Origin of the sequence: Pseudochryseolinea flava, from assembly GCF_003286915.1 — a bacterium.
Lineage (GTDB): Bacteria > Bacteroidota > Bacteroidia > Cytophagales > Cyclobacteriaceae > Ohtaekwangia > Ohtaekwangia flava.
The window spans coordinates 79,363-95,962 of the sequence record NZ_QMFY01000011.1 but is presented as its reverse complement, the minus strand read 5'-3'; the positions used below and the strand labels follow the sequence as shown (position 1 = coordinate 95,962).

Annotated in this window: 9 protein-coding genes; 3 read left to right on the top strand and 6 right to left on the bottom strand. The window is 43.6% G+C overall.

What is annotated here, in order from left to right; all coding sequences use genetic code 11:
- The first annotated feature begins 137 nt into the window (after positions 1-137).
- From DQQ10_RS19425 to DQQ10_RS19415, 3 genes are all read left to right on the top strand, one after another.
- Positions 138-5,711, top strand: a complete 5,574-nt coding sequence (locus DQQ10_RS19425; protein WP_112748586.1) for an alpha-2-macroglobulin family protein — start codon at positions 138-140, stop codon at positions 5,709-5,711.
- A 15-nt stretch (positions 5,712-5,726) separates the two neighbouring features.
- Positions 5,727-8,108: a penicillin-binding protein 1C gene (gene pbpC / locus DQQ10_RS19420; protein WP_112748585.1), complete on the top strand. Its 2,382-nt coding sequence runs from the start codon at positions 5,727-5,729 to the stop codon at positions 8,106-8,108.
- Positions 8,109-8,206: 98 nt separating this feature from the next.
- Positions 8,207-9,514, top strand: a complete 1,308-nt coding sequence (locus tag DQQ10_RS19415; protein ID WP_112748584.1) for an OmpA family protein — start codon at positions 8,207-8,209, stop codon at positions 9,512-9,514.
- Between the two features lie 12 nt (positions 9,515-9,526).
- On the opposite strand, the gene DQQ10_RS19410 is transcribed toward DQQ10_RS19415, so the two are convergent.
- The 6 genes from DQQ10_RS19410 to bshA all read right to left on the bottom strand — a co-directional run bounded on the left by DQQ10_RS19410 (position 9,527) and on the right by bshA (position 16,596).
- Positions 9,527-10,864, bottom strand: a complete 1,338-nt coding sequence (locus tag DQQ10_RS19410; RefSeq protein WP_112748583.1) for a PhoH family protein — start codon at positions 10,862-10,864, stop codon at positions 9,527-9,529.
- Between the two features lie 131 nt (positions 10,865-10,995).
- Positions 10,996-11,682 carry an AlbA family DNA-binding domain-containing protein gene (locus DQQ10_RS19405; protein ID WP_112748582.1) on the bottom strand — a complete coding sequence of 229 codons (687 nt, stop codon included), beginning with the start codon at positions 11,680-11,682 and terminating at the stop codon, positions 10,996-10,998.
- A 57-nt stretch (positions 11,683-11,739) separates the two neighbouring features.
- Positions 11,740-13,251, bottom strand: a complete 1,512-nt coding sequence (locus tag DQQ10_RS19400; RefSeq protein WP_112748662.1) for a magnesium chelatase — start codon at positions 13,249-13,251, stop codon at positions 11,740-11,742.
- Positions 13,252-13,285: 34 nt separating this feature from the next.
- Positions 13,286-14,383, bottom strand: coding sequence for a vWA domain-containing protein (locus DQQ10_RS19395; protein WP_112748581.1), 1,098 nt, complete (start codon positions 14,381-14,383; stop codon positions 13,286-13,288).
- A 386-nt stretch (positions 14,384-14,769) separates the two neighbouring features.
- A complete protein-coding gene (locus DQQ10_RS19390; protein ID WP_112748580.1) occupies positions 14,770-15,396 on the bottom strand; it encodes a sterol desaturase family protein in 627 nt (208 codons plus the stop codon).
- Between the two features lie 57 nt (positions 15,397-15,453).
- Positions 15,454-16,596 (bottom strand): N-acetyl-alpha-D-glucosaminyl L-malate synthase BshA, encoded by a 1,143-nt coding sequence (gene bshA / locus DQQ10_RS19385; protein ID WP_112748661.1) that lies wholly within the window; start codon positions 16,594-16,596, stop codon positions 15,454-15,456.
- Between the last annotated feature and the right edge of the window lie 4 nt (positions 16,597-16,600).

Sequence of the window (16,600 nt, the reverse complement as noted above, 5' to 3'; positions counted from 1 at the left end):
CCATGATAAAATTTCCCTCTAAGTTAACCTTAAAACTAAGGCAAATCCAGACCTGATTTTTCCGGCTATTTGTATCATTTTTTACATTTGCAATCCGTTATATTGTCACAAATTACACCTCCCTAACAGTTACACCCATGAAAAGCATGCCTTGGAAGAAAATTGCGATCGGTACCGGCGCCATCGGAATCATCGCACTCGCGTTTTTCTTTTACACAAAAATCCAAAGTAGTAAGCCCGCCCCCAGTTACATTAACCCCGCATTCGGTGAATACATTTCATCCTACACCGCTGGCGTTATTTCATCAGGATCATCAATCCGAATTATCTTGACCAAAGACGCCGTCGATTCAACCCTTATCGGTAAAGAAACGTCCGTCGACTTATTCTCATTTCAACCGACCATTAGCGGTACAACGGTATGGCTAGATAAAAACACCGTCGAATTCAAACCCTCACAGCGGTTGAAATCTGGGCAAGCCTATGAAGCTAAGTTTCATTTGTCCAAACTTCAAGAAGTTCCCGCCGACTTAAAGACTTTTGAGTACTCTTTCCAGGTAATGGCGCAGAACTTTGAGGTCTCCATCGACAATATCAAACCTTATGTTAAAACGGAACTAAAACGTCAGAAAATTGAAGGCACCTTGTTAACGGCCGATTTTGCTGAGGGCACTGCCGTAGAACAAATGATCTCTTCATTTCAAGAAGGAAAAAACCTTAAAGTAAGCTGGACACACGGCGCAGAAGGAAAACAACACAACTTCATTGTGGAAGATGTTTCACGTAAAGATGAAGCATCGAAAGTCTCCCTTGCTATTAAGGGTAATCCGGTAGGTGTCGAAAGAAATCAAGATCAAGAAATTGAAATTCCTTCGCTTAGTGATTTCAAATTAGTAACAGCAAAGGTTGTTCAAAACCCTACCCAGTACGTTGTGTTGCAATTCACAGACCCACTCAAGGAGAAACAAGACCTGAACGGATTGATCACCATCGCCGGGTTGGGCGGACTAGACTTCGACGTTCATGATAATGAGATATGGGTCTACCCAGATACACGGCAATCTGGAACGAAGACTGTTACGATAGAATCTGGTGTCAGAAATATTCTTGACTATAAAATGAAGAATACAACCACCGCAGAAGTTGTATTCGAACAGCTTGCACCACTGGTGAAATTTACCGGCGACGGTTCAATTCTTCCGAGTACTGACGGCCTAGTACTTCCATTTGAAGCCGTCAATCTTAAATCCGTAGATGTGACCATCACGCGTGTTTTTGAAAACAATATTCTCCAGTTTTTCCAAGTAAACAATTTGGGCTCCGATCAAGAGCTCTATCGCGTTGGTAAGAAGGTCCTGAAGAAAACTATTTCGCTTGAGAATTCCGGCGTTGCAGACCTAGGTAGATGGAATCGCTTCACCCTTGACCTCACCACCTTGATCAATGCAGAACCTGGCGCCATTTATCAAGTTAAATTGAATTTCAAGAAAGCATATTCTGTGTACAACTGCGACGGTGAAGAAACGGAGGAAGACAATCAGACATACTTTGAAGATGAGTCAGCAGACTATGGATATGAAGGCGGATACTATGAAGACGATTATTATTATTACGATGACTATGATTGGGAAGAACGCGATAACCCATGTCATTCATCGTACTACTACGGTGGTCGTGCTATTAAGAAAAACATTCTTGCATCAGACCTCGGCATTACATCCAAGCGCGGCAACGATGGAAAGACAATTGTATTTGTTACGGATCTCAAATCAGCAAAGCCCATTGCCGATGTTCAAGTCGATTTGTATGACTACTATCAACAATTGATTGGAACAGCAACAACCAACGCAGAAGGAAAAGCTGAACTAAAATCTAAAGAACAACCTTTTGCACTGATTGCGAAAAGTGGATTACAGCGAGGCTACTTGAAGTTGCAGGATGGCGAGTCTCTTTCTTTAAGCAACTTTGATGTTTCTGGCGAAGTTCTCCAGGAAGGACTCAAAGGATTCATTTATGGCGATCGTGGCGTATGGCGTCCTGGTGATTCTCTCTACCTCACGTTCATTCTCGAAGACAAAAATAAGGTCCTGCCGCCTACCCACCCCGTTGTATTCGAATTGCAGAACCCACAGGGACAAATCGTAAATAGGCTCGTCAAATCGACATCGGAGAATGGATTTTATTCTTTTGCGACGGCGACGGCAGCAGATGCACCTACGGGTAATTGGACAGGGCGCATCAAGGTTGGCGGAACAGAATTTTCGCAGAACTTGAAAATAGAAACCATCAAACCGAATCGTCTAAAAATCAATTTGGATTTTGGTACGGATAAACTGAAAGGTGATGTTGCAACCGGTACGCTTGATGTGAAATGGCTTCACGGTGCCCCAGGTCGAAATCTTAAAGCGGAATTCGATGTGTTGCTGTCTCCTTCCTATACGTCATTTAAAAAATTTGAAGAATATACTTTCGAAGATCCGTCACGCAATTATTCAAGTACACCTCAAACGGTGATTGATCAATCTACTAACGAGGAAGGGAAACTCGACGTGAACGTTAACCTCGGCGAACTTGCGTCTGGTGCACCGGGATTAATGACCGCTGTGTTCCGCGGAAAAGTTTTCGAAGAAAGCGGTAACTTTAGCATCGATCGTATCAGTCTACCGTATTCGCCCTACGAATCGTATGTCGGACTAAAACTTCCGGAAGGTGAACAATACAGCAATATTCTGTATTTCGATAAATCACACACGATTGACATCGCTACACTCGACGCCGAAGGAAGACCAACTTCGCGCAATCTTTCGATAACCATGTACAAAATTGATTCGCGCTGGTGGTGGGATAACTCTTACGGCGATCTAGCAAGTTACGTGACAGGCCACGCGTCGTATGTTGTTCGCAAAGGTGAAGTGAAGACGATCAATGGAAAAGGTGCATGGTCTTTCCAAATGAAAGCCGGCAAAGACGACTATGGTAGATATTTTGTCCGAATTGTAGATGAAGCATCAGGACATACTACCGGCAACACTTTATATGTTGACGAACCGGGCTGGTATAGCCGCGCGCAGAATCAAGGCGCAACAGGAGCCGCTAACTTACTTTCTTTTAAAACCGACAAGCAAGTTTATAAGATTGGTGAAAAAGTAAATATCACTATACCTGGAAGCGCAGGTGGCCGTGCATTGGTAAGTATTGAAAATGGTAGCAAGGTTGTTCGTACAGAGTGGGTAGAAACTTCAGGTGATACGAAATACAGCTTTGAGACAACGGCGGAGATGTCACCCAATGCTTACGTGAATGTATCGTTCCTTCAGCCGCACGCGCAAACGAAGAACGACAGACCAATCCGTTTGTATGGCGTTTCATATTTCAGAGTAGAAGATCCAAGTTCGCATTTAGAACCGATCATCACGATGCCAGATGAGCTGGAACCAGGACAGGAAGTTAAAATCAAGATATCAGAGAAAACGAATCGAAAGATGACATATACTTTGGCGATTGTTGATGAGGGTCTTCTTGATCTTACAAAATTCAAAACGCCCGATGCTTGGAATAGATTTTATGCGCGTGAGGCCCTTGGCGTTCGCACGTGGGATTTGTATGACGACGTGATGGGCGCTTTTGGTGCACAGCTCGAACGTATGCTCTCGATTGGTGGTGATGGTGAAGGCGCTGCGAAGGGAGATGACGCTCGTGCCAATAGATTCAAGCCCGTGGTAAAATTCTTTGGCCCATATACGATCGATGGCGGGTCGCAGGAACTCAAATTCACGATGCCACAATATATCGGCTCTGTTAAATCGATGCTTGTTGCGGGTTACGAAGGTGCATATGGCAAAGCAGAGAAAGTAACACCAGTGAGAAAGCCATTGATGGTGCTTGCTACATTACCACGCGTACTTGGGCCGGAAGAGACATTGAAACTTCCGATCACCCTCTTTACACAACAAAAGAGCATTAAGAATGTAAAGATCGAAGTGCGTACAACGGGACCCCTATCTGTCACAGGAGAAACTGTGCGCGCGGTGAGTATGCCTGCTTCAGGAGATCTCACGGTTGATTTCGACATTGCTGTAAAGAGCGAAACCGGTATCGCCAAAGTTGAGGTAATTGCATCTTCCGGTAATTTCAAAGCGACAGATGTAATCGAAATTGAAGTACGCAATCCTAACTTACCAGTGACTACGGTAAGTGAAACCATGATCGAGGCAGGTAAAAGCTGGAGCAGCGCAGTTGTGCCGATCGGTATAGCCGGAACGAACACGGCCATACTCGAGGTTTCGAACATGCCAGCCATTAACATGGGACATCGTCTACGGTATCTGATACAATATCCATACGGATGCATCGAGCAAACTACGTCATCGGTATTCCCGCAGCTCTACCTTGATCAAGTTAAAGAACTTACGGAGACTGAGAAGATGAATATACAGCGGAATGTCACAATGGGAATTGAACGCCTTCGTTCTTTCATACAACGCGATGGCGGATTCGGATATTGGCCAGGTACAAGTGAAGGATCGGATGCGTGGGGAACAAGCTATGCTGGTCATTTCTTAATTGAAGCGCAAGCAAAAGGATACTTTGTACCTGAGGACATGATGAAACGGTGGAAGAAGTATCAGAAGAATAAAGCACTTGAGTGGAGGCAAGATGCCAAATATTACAACACCACCTTGATGCAAGCGTATCGACTATATACGTTGGCGTTGTCTGGCGCTGCAGAACTTGGGGCAATGAACCGTCTTCGCGAACAGCCTAACCTGTCGACAACAGCAGTGTGGATGCTCGCTGCGTCGTACGCGAAAGCTGGTCAACCGGAAGCTGCTAAGAAGATGGTAGCCAATCTATCTACACTTGTTCAAACTTACCGCGAGCTTGGATACAGCTATGGTTCACATGTACGCGATAAAGCGTTGATCCTCGAAACGCTCACTTTGCTCGGCGATAAAACGAAAGGTTTTGAAGTGCTCACGGATCTATCGAAATACCTCAGCAATTACAATTACTGGATGAGTACGCAAGAAACTGCATTCTGCCTCAAAGCTGTAACTGGTTTTGCCGGATTGAATCAACGTGGCGAAATTAAATTCTCTTACACACTCAGGGGTAAAGAGAATGATGCGATGAGTGCAAAATCAGTCACACAAATTCCTGTACCGATTAGTGGAACGAAAAAGGAAAATGTATCTATTACAAATGAGAGTAAAGGGAATCTTTTCGTTCGTCTTATTGCAGAAGGAACACCAGCACAAGGAAAGGAAGACGATGCTCAGAAAGATCTTAGTGTTTCTATTCGTTATACCGATACCAAAGGCAACGCGGTTGATGTAACACGACTTGAGCAAGGCACAGAGTTCGTTGCCGAAGTGAGTGTTCGTCATACGGGCATTCGGTCATGGTATGAAAACATGGCGCTGTCGCAAGTATTCCCATCTGGGTGGGAGATTAGCAATTTAAGATTGACGGGCGACGAAGAGTTCTTGAAGAACAGCTACTTCGATTATCAAGATATTCGCGATGATCGCGTTTACACTTACTTCGGACTTTCTGTAAATGAGGAACGCGTGTATCGTGTTATGCTCACCGCTGCATACGCCGGTAAATTCTATTTGCCCGCTACATCGTGTGAAGCAATGTATGACAACACGATCTATGCTCGTAAGAAAGGCATGATCGTTGAGGTTGTAAAACCTGTAACACAGTAACCAGATATCACCAGCATGGAGTACCCGAAGATTTACCGATGGATTTCGCGAAAGAAATATTATATCGGAATCTTTCTGGTGTGCTCCATGCTTTTTTACTATTGTCTTCCCCAACAACTCTTCCATGAGCCATACTCAACCGTACTAGAGGCGTCGAATGGAAAACTGATGAGTGCATCAATTGCTAAGGACGGTCAATGGCGATTTCCAGAGACGGACTTAGTCTCCGACAAGTTCTACAAGGCTTTAATCACTTTTGAAGACAAACGTTTTTATCATCATCCTGGTGTTGATCCGCTTTCTTTTGCGCGGGCAGTGAAACAAAACGTTTCGCGTGGTGAAGTAGTAAGTGGTGCAAGTACCATTACCATGCAGGTGATTCGCCTGTCAAGGAAGGGGAAGTCCCGAAATATTTTTGAGAAGGCGATCGAAATGGTATTGGCTACACGCCTTGAACTTCGTTGTTCCAAAGAGGAAATACTTCGTCTTTATGCTGCCCACGCCCCCTTTGGAGGGAACGTTGTCGGCGTCGATGCGGCGTGTTGGCGATATTTCGGTCGTAGTGCAAAAGATCTTTCTTGGGGAGAAGCTGCGTTGCTGGCCGTACTTCCAAATTCACCATCGCTCATTCATCCGGGAAAAAATCGTGATCATCTTCTTAAGAAAAGAAATGCGTTGATCGATAGACTTTATCAAGCCGAGATGCTCGATGAACTTGCGGCCACGCTTGCAAAGGAAGAACCACTACCAGATAAACCATTTCCACTGCCACAATACGCACGTCATTTGCTTGCGCGAACGGCGACACAAAATCCCAACGGTTCTAAAGTAGTTTCAACAATCGACTATGACTTACAATTAAGAGTAGAGCAAATTCTCGCCGATCGTCATCGTATCTTATCGGGTAATGAAATTCATAATGCTGCTGCTATTGTAGCAGATGTTAAAACAGGGAATGTTCTTGCGTATGTCGGTAACGTTGTCAATCCAGGAAGCTATCATGGCGATGACGTCGATATTATTCAGTCGCCTCGTAGCACCGGCAGTATTTTGAAGCCGTTCTTATTCGCAGCGATGTTGGATGAAGGAAAAATATTGTCGCGAACCATATTGCCAGACATTCCAACGTACATCAATGGATTCACTCCGAAAAATTTTTCCAAGCAATACGACGGTGCGGTTGCTGCGGATCAGGCATTGATACGATCGTTAAATATTCCGGCCGTGTATCAATTGAAGCAGTATAAATACGAGCGCTTTCATCATCTGTTAACGTCGTTGGGGATGAGCACGCTCACAAGACCGCCCGATCACTATGGTCTCGCACTGATATTGGGCGGTGCAGAGGGAACCCTTTGGGAAATCACAGGTATGTATGCATCGATGGCGCGTACCTTAAATAACTTTGATGAGCATCCCGGTAAGAATAAGTATGCGAAAGCTGACTTTCATCCTTTGACTTATTTGTTACAAGATTCAACAGCATTTCGAAACAGTGAGCTCTCAGAAAAAGGTGTGCTAAATGCAGGGGCAATTTATCAAACATTCGATGCACTGGTTGAGCTGTCGCGGCCGGGAGAGGAATCTGGCTGGAAGAATTTTTTTAGCGCTAAGAAAATCGCGTGGAAAACCGGAACGAGCTTCGGCTTTCGTGATGGTTGGGCCGTTGGTGTTACACCCGATTACGTAATAGGAATTTGGGTAGGCAACGCTGATGGAGAAGGCCGGCCGGGTTTAACAGGAACAGACGCAGCAGCACCTATTCTCTTCGATATTTTTTCTCAACTTCCAGGAGACCGGTGGTTTACAAAACCTCAACAAGAATTGTTCGCCATTCCCGTATGCGCTAAGAGTGGTTATCGAACAACAGATCGGTGCGATGATGTGGATACAATTTATGTTACCGAAAAAGGTTTGCAAAGTTCTCCGTGCCCTTATCATCAACGCGTACAGTTAACCAAAGACCACAAGTTTCGAGTGCACAGTGCGTGTGAGGCATTGAGCAAAACTGAAACGATGAGTTGGTTCGTGCTTCCGCCGATTACCGAGTATTATTATCGGCCACATGACCCTACTTATAAAACATTGCCGCCGTTTCGGACAGATTGCGCTAGCCAAACGACGCTCTCTGCGATGGACCTTATCTACCCAAAGCCACATGCACGCATGTATATTCCGAGAGATCTCAACGGTGAACCCGGCCAAGCTGTATTTCATCTGGCGCATAGAAATCCGGCCGTCACCGTGTTCTGGCATCTCGACGGAACATTTATCGGCAAAACATTAAAGAGTCATCACATGGCGGTCAATCCGGCCGAAGGTTCTCATACACTCACGCTAATCGATGAAAAAGGCGAAGTTTTAGAGCAAAAATTTGAAATTTTATCAAAAATGTGACATGTTAAGATGCTGACAGGTAGCATTTTACTTGCTTATTGTTAATTCTTTACTAAATTCGTATCGGTTTTAGTTGTTGTTAATTAACCCAGTGTGTCATGAGGACAATCAGACTTTTTGCACTGGTAGGTATTTTTTTAGTGCTGTATACTTTGAAGCCTACCAACGCCCAAGCGCAAATCAACGCTTTGGGGCATCCGAACTATGTTGTAATTGGAGCATTCTCTATTCACAACAACGCAACCCGTTTTGTCTCGCATGCACATAATGATCTCAATATGCCTGCGCGTTTTGAGCTAAATACAGACAGAAATCTGTACTACGTCTATGTGATGAGTACGGCAGATAAAAGTCAAGCCATATCCATTGCTAAACGACTCCGGAACGAATCCGAATTTAGAGATACGTGGGTTTACAGCGGCGATCTTGGCGACGTTGTGTCTCCCAATCATCAACGTGGCGAAGATATCAATCCCATGACCGAGCAAAAGATGGAGCGGATTTCATCTAATGAACAAAAGGCGGGACAACCTGATGTGACTGAAACAAATGAAAATCCACAGCAACAATTGCCAAAACAAACATTAGCGGATAATGCAACAACATCATCGCCAACAACGGCGGCCACACCAGAAAAACAACCGGCGCAAGAACATCAATCGTCAACGCAAGCGAAGAATAATTTAGACGACGGTGTAGAAGGAAAGAATTTCTTATTTAAACTGTATCGTGCTACAGACAGCGAGCCTGTTGAAGGAGATGTCGATGCGATTGACGCAGAGCGATCACGAAAAATTGCGTCGTACAAAGGTAACGCACAAGTGCGAATCCCTTCGCCGGCGAGTAAAACAGGAACGCTTTCCCTCGCGTGTGAAGTTTTTGGTTATCGAAAAGTACAACGGGAAGTGAACTATGACGCACCTGTTGCGGATGATATTCAAACGGATGAAAATGGCAACGTAGTGGTACCATTTGAGCTCGTTCGCCTACAAAAAGGAGACATCGCGGTGATGTATAATGTATACTTCTTCAAAGACGCCGCAGTAATGCGTCCAGAATCACGCTATGAAGTGAACAGTCTTTTAGAAATGTTGAATGAAAATCCCAAATACCGGATCAGAATTCACGGTCATACCAACGGTGGGGCTGCTGGTAAGATTATTTCTAAAGGAAAAGACAGCGACCATTTTTTCTCGCTCACCAATACCAATGAAGGCTATGGTTCCGCTAAAAAGTTATCCTCAGAACGCGCCGAGATTATTCGTAATTACATGGTAGCGCAAGGCATTGACCCTGCTCGTATGCAAGTAAAAGCGTGGGGTGGAAAGAAACCAATCCATGATAAACACCACAGTCGCGCTCAGGAAAACGTGCGTGTAGAAATCGAGATCGTAGAAGACAAGTAACCTTACTGCACGCTACAGAAGTTCGTTTGCCAAATTAGCCAACTCCGAACGTTCACCTTTTTCAAGTGTAACGTGCGCATATAGCTCGTGGTCTTTTAAACGATCAATCAAAGTTGATAATCCATTACTTTGTGAATCAAGGTATGGTGTATCGATCTGGTAAACATCACCCGTGAAAATGATTTTGGTATTTTCACCGGCCCGTGTGATGATCGTTTTTACTTCGTGAGGCGTTAGGTTTTGTGCCTCATCAACAATAAAGCAGATGTTCGACAAGCTTCTTCCGCGGATGTAGGCTAATGGCGTGATCACCAATTTTTCTTGGCTCACCATCTCGGTGATTTTAGCAAACTCTTTGTCTGTTTCGCTATACTGGTTCTGGATAAATTTTAGATTATCCCAAAGCGGTTCCATGTAAGGGTTCACTTTTGATTTGATATCGCCCGGCAGATACCCAATGTCTTTATTGCTAAGGGGAACAATCGGACGCGCAAGGTAAATCTGCTTATACTCACGCTTTTGTTCAAGTGCGGCAGCCAATGCCAGAAGTGTTTTTCCAGTTCCGGCAACTCCCTGAATCGATACCAGTTTAATTTCTGGTTTCAATGCTGCGTGAATGGCAAAGGTCTGTTCAGCGTTTCTGGGTTTTACACCATACACAGCGCGCTTTTCCACATGTTCAATCATTTGATTGAAAGGATTGTAATAGGCAAGCGCGGACTTCTTACCACTCTTCAAGATGTAGTAATGATTTTTTTGCGCTTCTAATTTACCTAACAGATCGCCCGGTGGACAATAACCTTTTTCATACAACAGGTTGATCATGTTCGCGTCGACATTCTCGATCACGGTACTTCCCGTATACAAGGAAGATATATTTTGAACTTTACCCGTTGTGTAATCTTCTGATTGTAAGCCCAGTGCTTTTGCTTTTAAGCGCAGGTTCACATCTTTTGAAACGAGAATAACCTTCTTCCCCTTCTCCTCTTTTTGAAGTTGAAGCGCGGCATTGAGAATTCTATGGTCGGCCTTTGCTTCATTGAAGACCTTGTTCGCATCGACGGCGCTGTGCGTGTCCATCAATACCTTAAACACACCTTTCCCTTTTCCGTTGATGGGATTCCACTGATGCAGCATCTGACCTTTAGCCAATTTGTCTAGCAACCGAATGAATTCGCGTGCTTCAAAGTTTTTAGTGTCGTTTCCTTTCTTGAAGTTATCGAGCTCTTCTAATACGGTGATGGGAATGCCCACATCATGCTCGTCGAAGTTAAGGATGGAGTTGTGCTCGTAAATGATGACAGAGGTGTCGAGTACAAAGATTTTTTTCTCCTTCTTGGTTTTAGCCATGCTTCACAAAAAACTTAGTTTGAAAATGTGCTTACATCTGAAATGTAAGTAAAAGCTTGTGAAACAAACAATGCGAAAATGTGAGAATCTTTTTGTTACCTTTACAGCCCCGTTCACTTCAACACTCCTTCTTAGGTCTTCGCTTTAAATGCCAACGAATACACATCACCGCGCTCCGTCGGTGTAATTCTCAAAACATCAGCCAATACCAGGATCACTAATTTCTTCGATGCATAGAATTTTTTTAACCCACTAATTTGCCTGAATCGTTCGAGTGTTATGCTGGCATGTTCATCGAGGTACTGCATCAAGAGACGTTCATGATCACCATAGTGAAATCGAATATCTTTTTTGTGCTGTGAACGTTTTGTGATTTCACGCATCTCGCGACTCGCTTGAATGCTTTTGTCGTCGACACGTACGTATGAGAATTGTTTTTCTTGATCGACGAAGTAATGCGGCTTCTTTTGGCTTTCTGGAATCTCGTATTGAATTACTGTTCGCGCATCGCCGATAGGAATGAACGTCTCATGAAGCACAATTGCTGGACGACATTGCCTGAGCGCTTTTTGTAGTACATGACTATCATCTTCAGGATGCTTTAATCCAGGAATAGATTTATCATCGCCAATTCCGATTAAAAGAATGCCGCCCTTGGTATTGGCCAATGCAATAATCTCACGAACAATTTTTTCCGGAAACGCTGCTTTTCGTTTAAACTCCAACGTTAAGCTTTCACCCTGCGAAACAAGTTTTTTAAGTTGTTGAACTTGCTGTGGATTGAACGGTGCTGACTCTTGTGGTTTGCGAAAATGCATGAAGCCATTTTTTGTAAAAATGAATTGAATGGAAATGAAAATGGTTATGCATCGTTCTTAAAACTTTCCGCCCATCGCTTCATCATCTTCATCCTCGTCTTGCCCTGGGCGTGGCAAAGTAAACATACTACTCAGGAGATCTTTAAATTGTAATCCTGAAGTAAGGTAGTGTTTGCTTATCTGACTATGTTCAGCTAAACCGTGAAGGGCAAATTCCATCAAAAAGGTTTTTGTTGCCGTGTCTTGGGCCTTGTGAAGTCCATCAACAAGATCTGACAAGCCCGGAACACCCTTCAACGTTTTTTCATATTCAGTACCTGTCATGTTGTGGAGCAGGTCAATGGTGTTACCATCGCTAAACCAGTTGGTGATTTTTTTATATGGACTTTGTTCTTTTTGCTTTCGGAATTTATCGGGGTCAGGAAAGTAATTCAGGAACTGCGTTCTAATCGCTTTTCCTATCAAGTTTTGAGCTACAATACCAGGACCTTCCTGTTCACCTTCGTATACGAGCTCTACCTTACCGGTAATAGCAGGCACAACGCCGATGAAATCTACAACCCTTATTGTTGTACTGCGCTCGCCATTGATCAAACTTCTTCTTTCCGCAGCAGCAACCAGGTTTTCAAATGCCGAAATGGTAAGACGTGCAGATACACCACTTTTGGCGTCGACATATTCACTCTTCCGTGCTTCGAAAGCAACTTGCTCAACAAGGTCTTTCGCGATTTCATTCACAACGATATTTTTCCGTTGCTCGTCGCGAAGTCTTGCTTCTTGTTGTGTGATGCGTTTTCCGATATCCAACGTTTTTGGATAGTGTGTAATAATTTGACTGTCGATCCGATCTTTCAATGGCGTTACGATGCTACCGCGATTGGTGTAATCTTCTGGATTAGCTGTAAATACAAATTGGAGATCTAGCGGAAGCCTGAGTTTAAATCCGCGAATTTGAATATCACCTTCTTGTAGTATGTTAAACAACGCTACCTGTATGCGCGCTTGGAGGTCGGGTAATTCGTTGATCACAAAAATACAACGATTCGATCGCGGAATTAGTCCAAAGTGAATGACGCGCTCATCTGAGTATGGAAGTTTTAAAGACGCAGCCTTGATCGGATCTACATCACCGATAAGATCGGCGATCGAAACATCGGGTGTTGCTAACTTCTCGGTATAACGTTCATCACGATGAAGCCATGCAATAGGGGTAAGGTCGCCTTGCGCGGCAACAACATCCTTTCCAAATCTTGAGAGTGGTGCAAGAGGATCATCGTTCAGTTCTGATCCAGCGATCACAGGAATATATTCGTCTAGCAGATTTACCATCAGCCTCGCGATTCTTGTTTTCGCTTGACCGCGTAATCCTAAAAGATTGATGTCGTGACCTGCGAGAATAGCACGTTCTATATCTGGAATAACCGTCTCTTCATATCCCCAAATACCAGCAAATACATTCTCTTTGCTTTTTAATTTTTGAATTAAGTTTTCGCGAAGCTCAGTTTTGATAGGTCTGGATGTGTATCCTGATCGTTTGAGTTCGCCTAGTGTCGTAATATTGTTTTGCATGCGCTGTAGTTCAGTACCAACGTACTGGTTATACTTAAAGGTTTTTTCTTCTGTTTTTGCGGAAGTCTTCAAAGATTAAATTCCCCAGACCTTGCAGACTGCTGTAGTATGCGTTACCATTATTGGCTTTCGTGAAGTCACGCACAAATGATTTAAGATATGGATCTGTAGCAATCATGAATGTAGTGACAGGAATTTTTATTTTTCGAAGTTGTGTAGCCAACGTTAAAGTCTTGCTTAAAATTTTTGGATCTAGCCCAAATGCATTTTTGTAATATTTGATACCTTGTTTAATGCAAGTAGGTTTGCCGTCGGTGATCATAAAGATCTGCTTATTAGAATTTTTCCGCCGGCGTAAAATGTCCATCGCGAGTTCTAATCCAGCGACGGTGTTGGTATGGTAAGGGCCAACCTGCAGGTAGGGGAGGTCTTTAATTTCGATTTGCCAGGCGTCATCACCGAACACAAGAATATCTAATGTGTCTTTAGGATATTTTTTTGTGATGAGCTCTGCCAGAGCCATCGCCACTTTTTTAGCAGGCGTGATGCGATCTTCGCCGTAAAGAATCATCGAATGAGAGATGTCGATCATGAGAACAGTTGAGGTCTGCGTTTTAAACTCGCTTTCCATCACTTCCAGATCTTCCTCGGTCATCAGAAAATTATCGACACCGTGATTGATTTGCGCATTTTTAAGGGAATCGGTCATTGAAATTTGTTCCAAAGTATCCCCAAACTGATAATCCCTGCGCTCGGTGGTTTGTTCGTCACCACGCCCGCTTTGTTGGGTATTATGTTCCCCTTGTTTGCTTTTCTTCAGCTTTCCAAAAATCTCCTCTAATGCTGACCTTCTTAAGTTTTGCTCGCTCTTTGCGTTGAGTTTAAACTCACCATTAGGACCTTTATCGGTGATGTAGCCGTTTTTTTTAAGATCCTCAATAAAATCACCAATACCATACTTGTCGTTTGTCAAGCCGTATTGCCGATCCACTTCCGTAAGCCACTGCAATGCTTCGCTTACGTCGCCGGAGGTCATTAGCACCAATTGCATGAAAATTTTGAGTAATTTCTCAAAATCGCTTTTCGCCTGTTCTGGCGGAGGAATATATTTTGTGAAGCGATAGCCTAGCATTTTACCTAAGTATTTACCCTTAAACCACGAATTCCAAAATTCTGTTTCGCAGGGATAATCTTAATTTATCTATTCTTTGGGAACCTATGTAAGAAAGCGCAGATAAATTAAATATCCATTCATCGTCCTAAAAGTAGCTTTGTCGTAAATAAATCCATTAGACACATGAAAAAGTCTGCAGCAGCTTTAATCTTAGTTGGTATGATCATGAGTTCATGCGCCTTTACCACTACTTGTCCAACCTATTCAAAGAAGGACACTAAAGAAATTAAGGAAATCAGCAAGGCAGGTCGCCGCATCTGATTTTTAAACGAAACTCATTAACCTAAACAAAACAGCCACTTTCGAAAGAAGGTGGCTGTTTTGTTTTAAACCGGATGCTGACGCTACGCTGCTCGTTTCTTGTCACTCATTGTGCCATAGATGTAATCCCAAAGCGGCGAAGAAACACCAAAGATCGATTCTCCGTCACGATAGTGATGCATACTATGGTTCACCCATAAACTTTTAAACAAATTCTTCGGTGGCTGAAATGCATGCACCATGTAATGAACGGCAAGGTAGTAAGCATAGCCCACCAAAAAACCTGGAAGAAAAGAGAATACGAAGTCGCCCAAGATCACGCGGAATAATAACAGTAGAACCGTCGCGATGGTTACACTAAGCACTGGCGGCATCGCGAGTCTGTCTTTGTCCTTAGGAAATTCGTGATGCACGCCGTGGATCGTATACTGTAACTTCGCGCGTAACGCCGTATAAGTCTTCATGTGAAAAACATAGCGATGCATATTGTATTCAACCCAAGTGAACGACACAAATCCAATGGCAAACATGCCAATCGTTGTCCACGGTGTAAGAGACGTATGGGTAATACTCCAATACAACAGTGCTGACGCGTATAGAAAAAAGATTATAAGCGGTACCGAAATATGAGTGCGCGTGAGTTTTTCAAGTACCGGATTTTTAAAGAGTTGTTTTGTGCCTTTGTTTTTTGGTATAACGTCGTCGTTCATAGCGAGGGTTTGAATTCGAAATAAAAACCAAATTGAAGTCTATGCAAGTGTTTACGTCTAAACCGATGCTTTGGCTTCAATTCTTTCCATTATTTTCTGATAATAAGCTTCATAAACGGGCAAGATCCGAGATATGTCGAACTCTTGTGCTCTACTTAATGCGTTCTGTTTAAATCCCGAAAGGTTGTCTTTGTCCAATATAAACAGTGCGTTTCGCGTCATATCCTCGATATCGCCAATATTGCTGAGAAATCCGGTAACCCCTTGGACATTTAACTCAGGAAGTCCCCCTGTATTGGTAGAAATCACAGGAACTTCACATGCCATCGCCTCAAGCGCCGCCAGTCCAAAGCTTTCCTTCTCTGAAGGCATTATAAAAAGATCTGCCACCGATAACACTTCCTCAACAGCTTCCAATTTTCCTAAGAAACGAATGTCGTCGCAGATCCCTAACTCCCGACACATTTTTTCAGCCGGCGAACGCTCAGGACCGTCACCAATCATCAATAATTTAGCGGGGATTTCTTTTCGGATATTGGCGAACACATTTATCACATCCGGAATCCGTTTTACTGGACGGAAGTTTGATGTGTGCACAATCAATACTTCGCCGTTAGGACAAATCGCTTTCTTGAAGTGATCTTTCTTTTGCTTCTTGAATTTTTCAAGATCGATGAAGTTTGGAATCACCTCAACTTCATTGGTGATGTTAAAGTGTTGGAAAGTCTCTTTCTTCAGGTCGTGCGATACAGCGGTAACACCGTCAGATTCATTAATACTGAATGTAACAACAGGTTCATACGAAGGATCTTTTCCGACCAAGGTGATATCTGTACCGTGAAGGGTAGTAACGACAGGGATTGTAATACCTTGTGATTTCAAAATCTGCTTGGCCATGTAGGCTGCTGAAGCATGTGGAATGGCGTAGTGTACGTGGAGTAAATCTAGCTTCTCGTTTTTTACAACGCTTACCATCTTGCTGGCAAGGGCAAGTTCGTAGGGGGGGAATTCAAAAAGGGGATACGAATGGAAATCAACTTCATGATAAAAGAGATTTTCATTCAAGAAATCCAATCGACTCGGCTGGGAATAAGTAATGAAGTGCACTTTATGCCCTTCTTTAGCCAATGCTTTGCCTAACTCGGTTGCAACGACCCCGCTACCACCGAAGGTCGGGTAACACACAATTCCAATTTTGATTTGT

Coding starts and splice junctions, on each gene's coding strand:
- DQQ10_RS19415 (WP_112748584.1), top strand. CDS start 8,207: ATGAGGACAATCAGACTTTTTGCACTGGTAGGTATTTTTTTAGTGCTG.
- DQQ10_RS19425 (WP_112748586.1), top strand. CDS start 138: ATGAAAAGCATGCCTTGGAAGAAAATTGCGATCGGTACCGGCGCCATC.
- DQQ10_RS19395 (WP_112748581.1), bottom strand. CDS start 14,383: ATGCTAGGCTATCGCTTCACAAAATATATTCCTCCGCCAGAACAGGCG.
- DQQ10_RS19400 (WP_112748662.1), bottom strand. CDS start 13,251: ATGCAAAACAATATTACGACACTAGGCGAACTCAAACGATCAGGATAC.
- DQQ10_RS19390 (WP_112748580.1), bottom strand. CDS start 15,396: ATGAACGACGACGTTATACCAAAAAACAAAGGCACAAAACAACTCTTT.
- DQQ10_RS19405 (WP_112748582.1), bottom strand. CDS start 11,682: ATGCATTTTCGCAAACCACAAGAGTCAGCACCGTTCAATCCACAGCAA.
- pbpC (WP_112748585.1), top strand. CDS start 5,727: ATGGAGTACCCGAAGATTTACCGATGGATTTCGCGAAAGAAATATTAT.
- DQQ10_RS19410 (WP_112748583.1), bottom strand. CDS start 10,864: ATGGCTAAAACCAAGAAGGAGAAAAAAATCTTTGTACTCGACACCTCT.